Consider the following 14,010-nt stretch of genomic DNA (forward strand, 5'->3'; position numbering starts at 1 on the left):
CCACGGCGGCACCGCAGTGCGGTGTCCCTTGGGAAAATGCCCCTGGCGCAGGATGGATGGCGGGTTTTTGCTATTCAAAATATAGCAACTGCCGCCGCCATACCCTGGGGCTGCTCCGGTGCCGCTGCTCCAGGCGGCACCGCGTGCCAGGGCATCAATCCGGTGTGCCGTCGCGCGGCTCGGCCGCCTTGCGCGCCCATTCGCGCGCCAGGGCCGCGTTGCGCGGCACGCCTTCTCCGCGGGCGTACATCAGCGACAGGTTTCGCTGGGCCTTGGCATGTCCCTGCCCGGCCGCCTGCTGGTACCAGTGCACGGCCTGCTTCTTGTCCCGTGCCACGCCGTCGCCTTCGTCATAGGACACGGCCAGATTGAACTGGGCCTTGGCATGGTCCTGCCCGGCCGCCTGGCGGTACCAGTGCACGGCCTCCTTCTTGTCCTGGGCGATGCCCTCGCCCGCGTCGTAGGCGAGCCCCAGGTGGTACTGCGCGGATGCAAGGTCGTTCTCCGCCGCGCGCCGGTACCAGTGCACGGCCTGCGCCAGGTCCTTGGCCACCCCGTCACCGTGGTAGAACGCCATGCCGAGCTGGAACTGCGATTCGGGATGGTCCTTCTCGGCGGCCTTGCGGTACCACTGCACGGCCTGCCGGGGGTCTTTGTCGACCCCCTCGCCCTTGTCGTACGAAATGCCCAGGTTGTACTGCGCATCGAGGTGGCCCTGGGCCGCCGCCTTGCGGTACCACTCCACCGCCTTGCGGAAGTCCTGCGGCACCCCCTCGGCCTTGTCATAGGACACCGCCAGGTTGTATTGCGCCTGGGCGTGGCCGAGGTCCGCCGCCTTGCGGTACCACTGGGCGGCCTGCACCCGGTCCTGCGGCACGCCCAGCCCCTCGTCGTAGGACACGCCCAGCTCGTACATCGCATCCGTGTGGCCCTGCTGGGCGGCCTTGAGGTACCAGCCCACCGCCGTGGCTTCGTTCAGCGCCACGCCGCGGCCTGCGTCGTACATGCGGCCGAGGTGGTACTGGGCGTCTGCATGGCCGGCCTGCGCGGCGGGACGCAATTCCTTCAGGGCTGTGGCGTATTCCCCGCGCTCATAGGCGCGGACTCCCTCTTTCGGGCCCGCCGCGGCGGGCCCTGCGGCGCACAGCAGCGCACCCAGGCAGGCGGCGGACACGAGGGAGGACAAGGAGGGGGTCAGACGTGGCATAAAAAGTAAATGGGGCGATGGGCCCGGGGGCGGCCAGAAAAACGCGGATGCGGACAAGCAGGGGCCCGCCGTTCGGCGCCGCCCACTTGCCACGGGGGTGCGCGGCAGGGCACGGCGGGGACGGCGCGCGGCACCGGCGGCGGCGCCAGTGTGCCCGCACGCATCGGCCGTGTGGGGTTTGTTGCCGCCAGTTACACGTGGGCGCCGCAGCGCGAGATCGCCATGGCCTACCGGTCCCCCCGGCGTCAGGGCGTGCCCTGCCGCGCCAGCGTGTTGAGCAGCGCGGTGAAGGTGGCCGTGGGCCCCATGTTGTCCGCCGAGCGGTACACCAGGGTGAGCGGCACGTCCAGCCGCCCGCCGTCCACCAGCGGGCGGTACGCGATCGCGTGGCGGTGCACGCCCACCATCGACGACGGCACCACCGAGATGCCGGTGCCCGCCGCCACGAGGTTCAGGTTGGTCAGCATGCGCGCAACTTCCGCCACCACCCGGGGGCGCACGCCTTCCTCGTCGCACAGGGCCAGCAGGTTGGCGTACAGGCCCGGGGCACCCGGACGGCGCACCAGGATCATGGGCTCGCCCTCCAGGTCCGCGATGCGGATGGCCAGCGGCTTGCCGCGCCGCTGGCGCAGCGCCAGCGGGTGGTCGATGGGCAGGGCCACCATGGCGGGCTCGTGCTGCAGGGTGTCGAACGCCAGGCCCTCGGGGCGGGCCACCGGCACGCGCAGCAGGCCGCAATGCAGGCGGTCCCCAGCCACGGCCTCGGTGATCTCGGCGGCGTTGTTCTCGCCGATCTCCAGCACCAGACCGGGGTGCCGCGCGCGGCACTCGCGCAGGGCGAATGGCGTGAACTCGTGCGCGGCCGCCGAGCTGGTGAAGGCGATGGCCAAGCGCCCGGTCTTGCCCTCGGCCAGCAACTGCATGCGGCCTTGCAGCGCATCGAAGTCGTGCACAAGGCGCGTGGCGTCGACCTGCAGCGCGCGGCCCGCTTCGGTCAGTGCCACGCCCTTGGCATGGCGTTTGAACAGGGCCATGCCCACGGTGCTTTCGAGCGCCTTGATCTGCTGGCTCAGCGGTGGCTGGGCCATGCCCAGCTGCTCGGCGGCGCGGGTCATGTGCCCGGCTTCTGCCACGGCGAGAAAGTAGCGGAGCTGGCGGATGTCCATGTCAGCAGTGCAATGGCTCAGGGAGCGGGTTCATATGCAAATCGTATCGGAGATTGGAGATTTGCCTATTTGACGTATCGGAGCCCCGTTTCTACGATGCGCAGCAGCTGCCCACCGCCACCATCATTTCAACGGAGACCTTCCCATGACTGCTTTGCCGCCGCTTCGCGCCTGGCCGCGCCGGACCGTGGCCGTACCGGCCGCCCTGGCAGCCGCCGTCTTTTTGGCTGGCTGCGCGCCGGTTGCCACCCAACCCCAGGCGGTGGCGGAGGCCGCGCCCGCCGCCACGCCCTGCCCCAAGGACCTGGCGCCCATTGCCCGCTGCCTGTCGGGCCAGGATTCCGCAGGGGCTTACTACCTCATCGCCATGCCGCAGCAGTGGAACGGCCACCTGGTGCTGCACGCCCACGGCGGCCCGGCGCTGGGCGCGCCCAGGATGGAGCGCGCGGTGGAGGACCTGGAGCGCTGGTCCATCATGGTCCGTGCGGGCTACGCCTGGGCGGGCAGCACCTTCCACCAGGGCGGCGTGGAGGTGCGCGCGGCGGCGGAAGATACCGAGCGCCTGCGCAAGATCTTCGTGCAGCAGGTGGCCCGGCCGCAGCGCACCATCCTGCACGGCCAGTCGTGGGGCGCCAGCGTGGCGGCCAAGGGGGCCGAGATGTTCCAGGCCACGGCCGGCGACCAGCGCCCCTACGATGCCGTGCGGCTGACCAGCGGCGTGCTCGCGGGTGGCACCCGCTCGTACGACTTCCGCACCGATCTGCGCGTGGTCTACCAGTACCTGTGCAACAACCACCCCCGCCCCACCGAGGCGGCGTACCCGCTCAACATCGGCCTGCCGCGCGATGCGGCCATGACGCAGGCGGATCTGGCGGCGCGCGTGAACGAATGCCTGGCGCTGAACCGGCCCGCTGCAGAGCGCACGCCCGAGCAGCAGCGCAAGGTCAAGACCATCGTGGATGTGATCCGCATCCCCGCCAGCTCCATCCAGGGCCACATGAACTGGGCCACGTTCCACTACCGCGACGTGGTGCAGCACCGCACCGGTGGCGCGAGCCCGTTTGGCAACCGGGGCGTGCAGTACAAGGGCTCTCCCGACGATGCGGCCCTGAACGCCGCCGTGCTGCGCTACCGCGCGGACCCGGCCGCCGTGGCGCGGTTTGCGCAGGACACGGACCTCGGTGGCCGCATTCCCGTGCCCGTGCTCACCGTGAAAGGCGTGGAGGACCCCACGGCCTTTGTCGAGCTGGATGCGGCTTTCAAGGCCACCATGGAGCAGGGCGGCAGCGCGGTGCGCCTGGTGCAGACCTTCACCCAGCACCATACCCACAGCTACCTGAGCGATCCCACCTACCCGGCGCTGATGACCGCCCTGCTGCGCTGGGTGGACGAGGGCGTGAAGCCCACGCCCGAGCGCATCGCTGCGCAGTGCCCGGCCTTCGAGGCGCAGTTCGGCAAGGGCTGTGCGTTCCTGCCTGCTTACCTGCCCGCGGCGCTGAACACCCGCGTGGCCGACCGCGACCGGCCCTGATCCTGGGGCGGTAGCCACGCCACTTACTTGTCTCCACCGCCTGCGACATGAACGGTGGCTCCGCTGCGGGCCGCCTTGTCATCCTGGTGTGGTCGGGCAATGAAAAAAGGCCCCGACGGGCGGAGCCTTTTTAGGGGGCGGGCGGCTTGGCTGGTTGTTTACGCAGCCACGGTCTTCAGCGCCGCGTTCAGCGTCTTGCTGGGGCGCATCACGGCGTCCAGCTTGGCGGTGTCGGGCAGGTAGTAGCCGCCGATGTCGGCGGGCGCACCCTGCACCGCGGCCAGCTCGGCCACGATGGTCTGTTCGTCGGCGGCCAGTTGCTTGGCCAGCGGCGCGAACAGCTTGGCCAGGTCGGCATCGTCGGTCTGCGCGGCCAGTTCCTGCGCCCAGTACAGGGCCAGGTAGAACTGGCTGCCGCGGTTGTCGAGCTGGCCGGTCTTGGGCGAAGGGTTCTTGTTGTTGTCCAGGAGCTTGCCGGTAGCGGCATCCAGCGTCCTGGCCAGCACCTTGGCCTTGGCGTTGCCGGTCTTCAGGCCCAGGTCTTCCAGCGACACGGCCAGCGCCAGGAACTCGCCCAGCGAATCCCAGCGCAGGTGGTTTTCTTCCACCAGCTGCTGCACGTGCTTGGGGGCCGAGCCGCCCGCGCCGGTTTCATACATGCCGCCACCGGCCATCAGGGGCACGATGGACAGCATCTTGGCCGAGGTGCCCAGTTCCATGATGGGGAACAGATCGGTCAGGTAGTCGCGCAGGATGTTGCCGGTGGCGCTGATGGTGTCCTGGCCGCGGATCACGCGCTCCAGCGTGTAGCGCATGGCGCGCACCTGGCTCATGATCTGGATGTCCAGGCCCGTGGTGTCGTGCTCGTGCAGGTACATCTTGACCTTGGTGATCAGCTGCGCCTCGTGCGGGCGGTAGGCGTCGAGCCAGAACACCACGGGCATGCCGGAGTTGCGCGCGCGGTTCACGGCCAGCTTCACCCAGTCGCGGATGGCGGCGTCCTTGACCTGGCACATGCGCCAGATGTCGCCGGCTTCCACGTTCTGGGAGAGCAGCACTTCGCCGGTGGCCAGATCGGTGATGTTGGCCACGCCGTCTTCGGTGATCTCAAACGTCTTGTCGTGCGAGCCGTACTCTTCGGCCTGCTGGGCCATCAGGCCCACGTTGGGTACCGTGCCCATGGTCTTGGGGTCGAACGCGCCGTGCCACTTGCAGAAGTTGATGATCTCCTGGTAGATGCGGGCAAAGGTCGATTCGGGCATCACGGCCTTCACGTCCTTCAGGCGGCCGTCGGCGCCCCACATCTTGCCGCCGTTGCGGATCATCGCGGGCATGGACGCGTCCACGATGATGTCGTTGGGCGAGTGGAAATTGGTGATGCCCTTGGCCGAATCGACCATGGCCAGCTCGGGGCGGCCTTCGTGGCAGGCGTGCAGGTCTTTCAGGACTTCTTCGCGCTGGGCCGTGGGCAGCGTGGCGACCTTTTCGTACAGGTTGGCCATGCCGTTGTTCACGTTCACGCCCAGCTCTTCGAACAGCTTGCCGTGCTTGGCGAACGCGTCCTTGTAGAAGATCTTCACGCAGTGGCCGAACACGATGGGGTGGGACACCTTCATCATCGTGGCCTTCACATGCAGCGAGAACATCACGCCGGTCTTGCGCGCGTCTTCGATTTCCTTTTCGTAGAACTCGACGAGCGCCTTCTTGCTCATGAACATGCTGTCGATGATTTCGCGGTCCAGCAGCGAGACCTTGGGTTTGAGCACCACGGTCTTGCCGCTCTTGGTGATCAGCTCCATCTTCACGTCGCGGGCGCGGTCCAGCGTCATGGACTTTTCGCCATGGTAGAAGTCGCCGGCGTGCATGTGCGACACGTGCGAACGCGAGGCCTGGCTCCAGTCGGCCATGCTGTGCGGGTTCTTGCGCGCGTATTCCTTCACGGCCTTGGGGGCGCGGCGGTCGGAGTTGCCTTCGCGCAGCACGGGGTTCACGGCCGAGCCGATGCAGCGGGCATACCGCGCGCGGATCGCCTTTTCTTCTTCGGTCTTGGGATCTTCCGGGTAGTCAGGGATCGCATAGCCCTTGCCCTGCAGCTCCTTGATGCAGGCCTGCAACTGGCCCACCGAGGCGCTGATGTTGGGCAGCTTGATGATGTTGGCATCGGCCTGCAGGGTCTTCTTGCCCAGCTCTGCCAGGGTGTTGGGCACCTTCTGTTCGGCGGTCAGCGATTCGGGGAACTCGCCCAGCACGCGCGCGGCCACGGAGATGTCGCTCTCGGTCACGTTGATGCCCGCAGGCGCCGCAAAGGTGCGGATGATGGGCAGGAAGGAAGCCGTGGCCAGACGGGGTGCTTCGTCGGTCAGGGTGTAGATGATGGTCGGTTGCTGGGTCGTCATGGCTTGTCTCACGAAACAGAGTATGTAAATGTCCCCGGCCGGGTCGCAGCGGGGCCAAACGCGGATGCTCTCTGATTCTCCTTCCTTGCGGCGTTCCGTGCCCCCTGTTTTTGCAATCGAATCCCATAATGCAAAATTTACCGACGGGTAAAGCCTTTTTTTTCATGGCGGGCCCGGCCGAGGCGCCCCTGAAACGCGGGCTCAGGCGCTGGCCGGCCGGCGCGGCACTTCGCGGACCCGGTCTCCAGCCACCGCGAACCGCCGCGCGGACGGGGGCACCGGCTGGCTGGACATGCCCGTGAAAGCCCCGAACGCGGGCAGCACCAGAAGCCCCGGCTGCCACGCGAAGCACGGCAGGCGGACCGTGTCCCGCGCAGGGCCCTGCAAGGTGGCCACCGGGTGCCAATGCCCTGCCAGCACCGTATCGCCCGGCCCCGCCTGCGGATGGTGGCAGGCCAGCACCCCGGCCCCCTCCACGGGCCGCCAGGGCTCATCGGCCACATCGACGCCCAGCGGCGCGGGTGGGTCGCCCGCATGCAGGTCGTGGTTGCCGCGCACCAGGGTCATGCGGATGCGGGCGTGGCGCTCGCGCCAGGGCAGCAACTGGTTCCACAGCGGCGCGCCGGCGCCGCTGCGCGCGTGCAGAAAATCGCCCAGGAAGACCAGGTGTCCGGCGCCCGTGGCCGCCAGCACCGCGTCGAGCCGGGCCAGGTTGTCGGCCGTGGTGCCATGCGGCACGGGCTGGCCCGCGCGGCGGAAGGTGGCGGCCTTGCCGAAGTGCACGTCGGCCACGAAGGCCGTGCGCGCAGCGGGCCACCACACGGCCCGCTGGGGCAGCAGCCACAGGGCAGTGCCGCAGGGCAGGGTGATGGCCTGGGCGCCTGGGGGAGGTGCGGTGGGTGAAGGGGCGAAAGAAGGGTCTGCGTTCACGGGCAAGGTCGGTCGTCGAGGTGCTCAGAATCCATGGCGCCTTCTCGGTCGGCGGGGCGTGTCGCCGGCATCGCCTCGGCGCGCGCGCCGGGGCGACGCGGTGGCCCCGTCGGGCACGTCCCAGGCCATGTCGGCCGGGGCCACGGGATGGTCGGCGTGGTGGGTGCCGGTGGTGTCGTCGGCGGCCTTCTCCAGCGCCTGCACCATGCGCGCCAGGCGGTCGGCCAGCGTTTCGGTGCTCAGGCGCTCGCGAAAGCGCTCCACCATCAGCGGCAGGGCGAATGGGGTGGGGCGCGTGAGGGCATGGACGGACAGGGTCTGCGCCTGCATGCCGCGCAGGGTGCGGGCCAGGCGCTCCATGTCCAGCTCGTTGGCCAGCAGCTCGGCGCGGGCCTGGGCCAGCAGCAAGTTGTCCGGGTCGTACTGGGCGAACACGTCGTAGTACAGCGAGGACGATGCCTGCAGCTGGCGGCTGCTGCGCTGCTCGCCCGGGTGGCTCTGGAAGATGAGGCCGGCGATGCGCGCGATCTCGCGAAAGCGCCGGCGTGCCATCTCGGTCGCGTTCAGGCTGGCCAGCACTTCGTCCTCCAGCCCGCTGCCGATGGTGGTGTGCGTGCCCTCGCCGATCAGGCGCGGCAGCAGCGCGGCCCAGTCCACGGGCTTGGCGGACAGCAGCTCCAGCCCATAGTCGTTGACCGCGATGGAGAAGGTGTTGGGCACCTGCTGCGACGCGCGCCAGGCCAGCAGCCCCGCCAGGCCCAGGTGCACCAGGCGGCCGGCCAGCGGGTACAGGTACAGGTGCCAGCCCTCGCGGGTGTGCAGGGTTTCGGCCACCAGGCGGCCGGGCGTGGGCAGGGCCGACCAGGCGTGCTGCAGCGCGAGCAGCGGCTGGGCGCACAGCATCTCGGGCGAGGCGTACACACCGCGCTCGGCCTGCTCCAGCATCTCCAGCATGGCGTCGGCCAGCGTGTTCGACAGCGGCATGCGCCCGCCGTTCCAGCGCGGCAACGCGGCGCTGCCCTTGGGCGCCACGCGCACGTAGGCGGTCATCTGCTGGGTGCGCACCAGCTCCAGCAGGCGGCCCGCGAACATGAACACGTCGCCCTTGCGCAGCCGCGCGATGAAGCTCTCTTCCACCGACCCCAGTCGCCCGCCGCTCACGAACTGCACCTGCATGCTGGCGTCGCTCACGATGGTGCCGATGTTGCTGCGGTGCCGGCGCGCCAGCCGCGCATCGGGCACGCGCCACACCCCTTCCTCGTCAGGCACGGCGCGCTGGAAGTCGGGGTAGATGGCCAGCGAGGCGCCGCCCTGGCGCACGAACTGCAAGGCCCATTGCCAGTCGTTGTCGGCCAGTGCCGCATAGGCCGGCGCGCGGCGCACTTCGGCCAGCAGCTCGGCAGGCACGAAGCCGCCGCCCAGGGCAATGGTGACCAGGTGCTGCACCAGCACGTCGAGTGGCGCGCGCGGCGTGTGCCGGTCTTCGATGCGGCCCTGGGCCAGCGCGTGGCGCGCGGCGGCGGCCTCCACCAGCTCCAGGCTGTGCGTGGGCACCAGCGTGATGCTCGACGTGCGCCCCGGCGCGTGGCCCGAGCGGCCCGCGCGCTGCACCAGTCGCCCCACGCCCTTGGCCGAGCCGATCTGCAGCACCTGCTCCACGGGCAGAAAGTCCACGCCCAGGTCCAGGCTCGACGTGCAGACCACTGCCTTGAGCAGGCCGGCCTTGAGCCCGTTCTCCACCCAGGCGCGCACCTCCTGGCCCAGCGATCCGTGGTGCAGCGCGATGGTGCCCGCCCAGTCGGGCCGCGCCTCCAGCAGCGCCTGGTACCAGCGCTCGGCCTGCGAACGGGTGTTGGTGAAGACCAGGGTGGACGTACAGGCCTCGATGGACTGCACCACCTGCGGCAGCAGCGCCAGGCCCATGTGGCCGGCCCAGGCGAAGCGGTCCACCTTGGCCGGCAGCATCACGTCGACCTGCAGCGCCTTGTCGATGCGGCCCTGTACCAGCACGGCGGGCGGCACTGCGGGGGCATCGTGGACCGGGCGGGGCAGCAGCGTATCCAGCGCCTCCTGCAGGTTGCCCAGCGTGGCCGACATGCCCCACACCTGCAGCGCGGGGTTCCAGCCCGACAGGCGCGCCAGCGCCAGCTGCGCCTGCACGCCGCGCTTGTTGCCCACCAGCTCGTGCCACTCGTCCACCACCACCAGCCGCACGTGGCGCAGGCGCTCGTGGGCATCTGCCCGTGCCAGCAGCAGCGAGACGCTTTCGGGCGTGGTCACCAGCAGCGTGGGCAGGCGCCGGTCCTGTGCGGCGCGCTCGCCGCTGGCGGTGTCGCCGGTGCGCAGGCCGCTGGTCCAGTCCGGCGCCAGATCGGGCAGGGGCGCGACCAGCGCACGCAGCGTATCGGCCGCCAGGGCGCGCATGGGGGTGATCCACAGCACCGTGAGCGGCGGCGCCGCCGCGCGGCGTGTGCGCAGGGCCGTGCGCGCACTGGCGTCTGCAGCGGGTGCCACGGGCGCGCCTGCCAGCGCCAGGTGCTGCAGCGCGCCCAGCCACACGGCATAGGTCTTGCCCGCGCCGGTGGTGGCATGCAGCAGCCCTGAGCGGCCTTCGCCCATCGCGCGCCACACCTCCTGCTGAAAGCCGAAGGGCTGCCAGCCGCGCGATGCCATCCAGCCTGCGGCCGCGCTCGCGGCCACCGTGGGCAGCGGCTTGCGCGGGCGGCGGGCCGTGCTCATGCGGCAGTGTCCTGCCCTGGCAGCAGGGCCACCAGGGTCTGCAGGGTATCGGCCTCAGCCACGGTCTTGTCCTGGCGCCAGCGCAGCATGCGCGGGAAGCGCACGGCGATGCCGCTCTTGTGGCGCGGGCTCCTGCCGATGCCCTCGAAGCCCAGCTCGAAGACCATGGTCGCATCCACGCTGCGCACGGGGCCGAAGCTCTCGCGCGTGGTCTTGCGGATGATGGCGTCCACTTGGCCGATCTCCACGTCCGTCAGGCCCGAATAGGCCTTGGCGAACGGCACGAGCTGCCGGTCGGGGTCATCGGGCGGCCCGTTCCACACGGCAAAGGTGTAGTCGCTGTACAGGCTGGCGCGGCGGCCGTGGCCGCGCTGGGCGTAGATGAGCACCGCGTCCACGCTCATGGGGTCGATCTTCCACTTCCACCACACGCCCACGTCCTTGGTGCGGCCCACGCCGTAGTGCGCCTGGCGGTGCTTGAGCATGAAACCCTCGGTGCCCATGCCGCGCGCGGCTTCGCGCTGGCGCGCCAGGTCCGGCCAGTCGGCGCCCTGCAGCAGCGTGCTCAGGCGCAGGCCCGGTTGCGCGGCGGGAGCGATCGCCGCCGGGTCGGGCTGCAGCGTGGCCTCCAGCAGAGCGCGGCGTGCCTCTTGGGGCTGCTGGCGCAGGTCCTGCCCCGCATGTTCAAGCAGGTCGTAGGTGACCAGCACCACGGGCAGCTCGCGCAGCAACTTGGGTCCCAGGGTCTTGCGGCCCAGGCGCTTTTGCAGGTCGGCGAAGGGGCGGGGCTGGGGCTCATCGGGCAGCCACACCAGCATCTCGCCGTCCACGACCGTGCCATCGAGCAGGGCCGCCATCGCGGCATCGGCCAGTTCGGGAAAGCGGTCGGTCACCAGCTCCTCGCCGCGCGACCAGACCCACACCGCGCCCGCACGCCGCACGATCTGCGCGCGGATGCCGTCCCACTTCCACTCCACCATCCAGTCACCGGGCGCGCCGAGCAGCGCAGGCATCTCGGCCACGGGCTGGTTGAACGGGTGCGCCAGGAAGAAGGGGTAGGGCTGGCCCGCCATGCCCGCATCCACGGCGGCGCCCGCGTCGCCATCCGCGGCCTCCTGCACGGGCGCCACCAGCGCCTCGTAGTCGTCCGCCCGGGGCTGCCGGCCGATCTGCGTGTAGCCCATGAGCCGGTGCGCGATGCGCTTGGGGTCCAGCGCGCTCACCGTGGCCAGCGCCTGGGTCACCTGCAGGCGCGACACCCCTACGCGAAAATTGCCGGTGATGAGCTTGAAGTACACAAAGCGCTGCTCCGGCGCCAACATGTCCCACTGCGAGCGCAGGCGGGCGTCGGCCTCCTCGGGCGGCAGGGCGCGCAGGGGCAACAGCTGGGCCATCCACTCGGCCAGCGGCAGGTCCACCGGCTGCGCCGGCGGTGGCAGCAGCAGGGCCAGTGTTTCGGCCAGGTCGCCCACGGCCTGGTAGCTTTCTTCGAACAACCATTCGGGCAGTTCGGCCGCCTCCTGCGCCAGGGCCTTCAGCCGCTTGGTGGGCACCATCTGGCGCGGTTTGCCCCCGGCCAGGAAGTAGGTGGCCCAGGCAGCATCGGCCGGCGGTGCCACGCGCAGGTAGGCCACCAGTGCCGCCAGCTTGGCAGACTGCCCGGTGGTGGCATCGAGCGCCTGGAACAGCTGGGCAAAGGCCTTCATGCAGCAGCCTCGGGAGCCGTTGCATCGGCCTGCGCTGGCGGCGCAGCACCTGCATCATCCTCGTTGTCGTCGGCGCCGTACTCGGTCACGAACACCTGCGCATCCAGGCCTTGCTCGCACAGCCAGCGCACCATCACCTCGGTACTGCCGTGGGTGACGATGATGCGCTCGGCCCCCGTGGCGCCGATGGCCTTCTGCAGGCTCGGCCAGTCCGCATGGTCGCTCATCACGAAGCCCCGGTCCACGCCGCGGCGGCGGCGCGCGCCGCGCACCAGCATCCAGCCGCTGGCAAAGGCATCGGAATGCTCGCCAAAGCGCTTGAGCCAGGGCGTGCCCGCCGCCGAGGGCGGCGCCAGCACCAGCGCGCGGCGCAGCTCGGCCTTGGTGACGCCCGGGTCCGTCACGCGCAGGGTGGGCGGCAGCGCCACCCCTGCTGCGCGGTACACCGCATTGAGCGGGTCCACCGCGCCATGCACGACGATGGGGCCGATGCCCGCATCCACCCCGTGCAGCAGCCGCTGCGCCTTGCCGAAGGCATAGGCATACAGCACGCTGGCCTTGCCGGCGGCCGCATTCGCGGCCCACCAGGCATTGATGTCGGCGAACAGCGCGGGCTGCGACGGCCAGCGGTAGATGGGCAGGCCGAAGGTCGATTCGGTGATGAAAGTATGGCAGCGCACCGGCTCGAACGGCGGGCAGGTGCCGTCGTCCTCGAGCTTGTAGTCGCCCGAGGCCACCCACACCTGGCCGCCATGTTCCACCCGCACCTGGGCCGATCCCAGCACATGCCCCGCCGGGTGCAGCGACAGGCGCACGCCGTGGTGGTCGATGGTGTCGCCATAGGCCAGCGTCTGCAGATCGATATCGGCTCCGAGTCGGTTGCGCAGCGTGCCTTCGCTGTCCTGGTGCGCCAGGTAGTGGGCCGAGCCCATGCGCGCATGGTCGGAATGCGCATGCGTGATCACGGCCCGGCTGACCGGCCGCCAGGGGTCGATGTAGAAATCCCCGGCCGGGCAGTACAGGCCTTCGGGGCGGTGGACGATGAGGTCGCTGGGGGGCACGGTCAGGGCATCGTAGGGGGCACGCCCCATCCGGGGGGCGGGCTGGGGATTGTAGAAAGAGGTTTTGTCCCTAAAATTTAGATAAAAATGACTTCCAGCGCTTATCCATCAAGCGCCAATAGCTATCAAAAAATGAGTAAACCGCAATCTGCCTGCTGTGCAGGCGGATAGTTCGTTGCGCCATCCCATCATCCTGCGTGGACCTCCCCTGTCTGCAGGCCAATACCGCTTTCGTATGCACACAGAAATCGCCCGCCCGTCAGACGCCGCCGCCATCGCGGCGGTGCTGCGCGAGGCCGCGCAGTGGCTGGTAGACCGCCAGATGCCGCTGTGGGCCGTGTCCGATTTCAGCGAGGAACGTGTGCAGCAGGATGTGGATACCGGCCACTTCCTGGTGGCCAGGGTGGGCGATGACGTGGCGGGCGTGGTGCGCTGGCAGCGCGAAGACCCCACTTTCTGGCCGGATGCGGAACCAGGCACCTCCGCCTTCCTGCACAAGCTGGCCGTGCGGCGGGCATGGGCGGGGCAGGGGGTGTCTGCCGCGCTGCTGGCGTTCGGGCGCGAGCACGCCCGCAGCCTGGGTGTGCGTTACCTGCGGCTGGACTGCGTGGCCGATCGGCAGCCGCTGCGCGCACTCTATGAGGGCTTTGGTTTTACCCTGTACGACTGTGTGCTGAAAGGCCGCAGGGAATTTGCGCGATACCAGATCGCGTTGTAGGCAGCGTGGGTGCCTGCCGTCCACCAAGGAGCAATGCATGCGCCGTGTTTGTGTGTTCTTCCAGTTCTTCCTGCTGTGGTTGGGGGTGGCTGCCCTGGCCGTTGCGCAGGATGGCAGCCCAGCCCCCCGCACCAATGCCTTCAACGACCCCTTCGTACAGGTCACCAGCGCCATCCCGCAATGCCCCGTGCCCGAGGGCCCGCTCTACACCGACGCCGAGGTGCGCGAGCTGGCGCACACGCGCTCGCAGCATGGCGGCAGCTGCCACCGCGTGGGGCGCTGCCGGCTGCCCAACTCCTACCTGTACGACGCGGAGCTCATCCCGCGCGTGCAGCGCTATATCCGCGAGGAGGGGCGCTTTGACGACACCAGCGTCTGGGTGCTGGGCGAGCGGCGGCTGGTCACGCTGATGGGCTGCGTGCAGTCCGAGGCGCAGTCGCAGGCGCTGGAGAAAGCCGTGGGGCTGGTGGATGACGTGATGGGTGTCATCAACCTGCTGCAGGTGGGCACGGCGCGCGCGGGCGCGCGCTACCCGCTCGCGCCCGCGCGCCCCTGA

At 69.8% G+C, this 14,010-nt stretch carries 10 protein-coding genes; 3 read left to right on the forward strand and 7 right to left on the reverse strand.

Annotation, left to right across the window (positions count from 1 at the left end):
• Positions 1–154 precede the first annotated feature (154 nt).
• Together KW843_RS26935 and KW843_RS17570 are read right to left on the reverse strand one after the other, a co-directional pair.
• A complete protein-coding gene (locus tag KW843_RS26935) occupies positions 155–1,186 on the reverse strand; it encodes an SEL1-like repeat protein (protein WP_218296449.1) in 1,032 nt (343 codons plus the stop codon).
• Between the two features lie 266 nt (positions 1,187–1,452).
• Positions 1,453–2,373, reverse strand: a complete 921-nt coding sequence (locus KW843_RS17570) for a LysR family transcriptional regulator (RefSeq protein WP_218296450.1) — start codon at positions 2,371–2,373, stop codon at positions 1,453–1,455.
• A gap of 145 nt (positions 2,374–2,518) precedes the next feature.
• Between KW843_RS17570 and KW843_RS17575 the strand changes: the two genes are divergently transcribed.
• Positions 2,519–3,904, forward strand: coding sequence for a hypothetical protein (locus KW843_RS17575; protein ID WP_218296451.1), 1,386 nt, complete (start codon positions 2,519–2,521; stop codon positions 3,902–3,904).
• A gap of 158 nt (positions 3,905–4,062) precedes the next feature.
• Here KW843_RS17575 and KW843_RS17580 read toward each other — a convergent pair whose 3' ends face one another.
• The 5 genes from KW843_RS17580 to KW843_RS17600 form a co-directional block, all read right to left on the reverse strand.
• Complete coding sequence (locus tag KW843_RS17580) at positions 4,063–6,300, reverse strand: NADP-dependent isocitrate dehydrogenase (protein WP_218296452.1); 2,238 nt, start codon at positions 6,298–6,300, stop codon at positions 4,063–4,065.
• 201 nt (positions 6,301–6,501) lie between these two features.
• Positions 6,502–7,236 (reverse strand): ligase-associated DNA damage response endonuclease PdeM, encoded by a 735-nt coding sequence (gene pdeM / locus KW843_RS17585; protein ID WP_218296453.1) that lies wholly within the window; start codon positions 7,234–7,236, stop codon positions 6,502–6,504.
• 18 nt (positions 7,237–7,254) lie between these two features.
• A complete protein-coding gene (locus KW843_RS17590) occupies positions 7,255–9,969 on the reverse strand; it encodes a ligase-associated DNA damage response DEXH box helicase (protein WP_218296454.1) in 2,715 nt (904 codons plus the stop codon).
• On the reverse strand, positions 9,966–11,675 hold the full coding sequence (locus tag KW843_RS17595) for an ATP-dependent DNA ligase (protein WP_218296455.1): 1,710 nt from the start codon (positions 11,673–11,675) through the stop codon (positions 9,966–9,968). The genes KW843_RS17590 and KW843_RS17595 overlap by 4 nt, the downstream gene beginning before the upstream one ends.
• Positions 11,672–12,766: a ligase-associated DNA damage response exonuclease gene (locus tag KW843_RS17600; protein ID WP_218296456.1), complete on the reverse strand. Its 1,095-nt coding sequence runs from the start codon at positions 12,764–12,766 to the stop codon at positions 11,672–11,674. The genes KW843_RS17595 and KW843_RS17600 overlap by 4 nt, the downstream gene beginning before the upstream one ends.
• 205 nt (positions 12,767–12,971) lie before the next feature.
• On the opposite strand from KW843_RS17600, the gene KW843_RS17605 reads away from it, so the two are divergent.
• Both KW843_RS17605 and KW843_RS17610 read left to right on the forward strand, forming a co-directional pair.
• The gene (locus KW843_RS17605; protein WP_218296457.1) at positions 12,972–13,454 is read left to right on the forward strand and encodes a GNAT family N-acetyltransferase; all 483 of its coding nucleotides are present in this window, start codon (positions 12,972–12,974) and stop codon (positions 13,452–13,454) included.
• Between the two features lie 37 nt (positions 13,455–13,491).
• Positions 13,492–14,010, forward strand: a complete 519-nt coding sequence (locus KW843_RS17610; protein WP_218296458.1) for a BON domain-containing protein — start codon at positions 13,492–13,494, stop codon at positions 14,008–14,010.

The sequence above is a fragment of the Acidovorax sp. sif1233 genome (genome assembly GCF_019218755.1).
In the GTDB taxonomy this organism is placed as follows: domain Bacteria; phylum Pseudomonadota; class Gammaproteobacteria; order Burkholderiales; family Burkholderiaceae_C; genus Acidovorax.

Excerpts from the sequence above, each read along its gene's own strand:
- KW843_RS17570 (WP_218296450.1), bottom strand. The coding sequence starts at position 2,373 with ATGGACATCCGCCAGCTCCGCTACTTTCTCGCCGTGGCAGAAGCCGGG.
- KW843_RS17575 (WP_218296451.1), top strand. The coding sequence starts at position 2,519 with ATGACTGCTTTGCCGCCGCTTCGCGCCTGGCCGCGCCGGACCGTGGCC.
- KW843_RS17580 (WP_218296452.1), bottom strand. The coding sequence starts at position 6,300 with ATGACGACCCAGCAACCGACCATCATCTACACCCTGACCGACGAAGCA.
- KW843_RS17590 (WP_218296454.1), bottom strand. The coding sequence starts at position 9,969 with ATGAGCACGGCCCGCCGCCCGCGCAAGCCGCTGCCCACGGTGGCCGCG.
- KW843_RS17595 (WP_218296455.1), bottom strand. The coding sequence starts at position 11,675 with ATGAAGGCCTTTGCCCAGCTGTTCCAGGCGCTCGATGCCACCACCGGG.
- KW843_RS17600 (WP_218296456.1), bottom strand. The coding sequence starts at position 12,766 with ATGGGGCGTGCCCCCTACGATGCCCTGACCGTGCCCCCCAGCGACCTC.
- KW843_RS17605 (WP_218296457.1), top strand. The coding sequence starts at position 12,972 with ATGCACACAGAAATCGCCCGCCCGTCAGACGCCGCCGCCATCGCGGCG.
- KW843_RS17610 (WP_218296458.1), top strand. The coding sequence starts at position 13,492 with ATGCGCCGTGTTTGTGTGTTCTTCCAGTTCTTCCTGCTGTGGTTGGGG.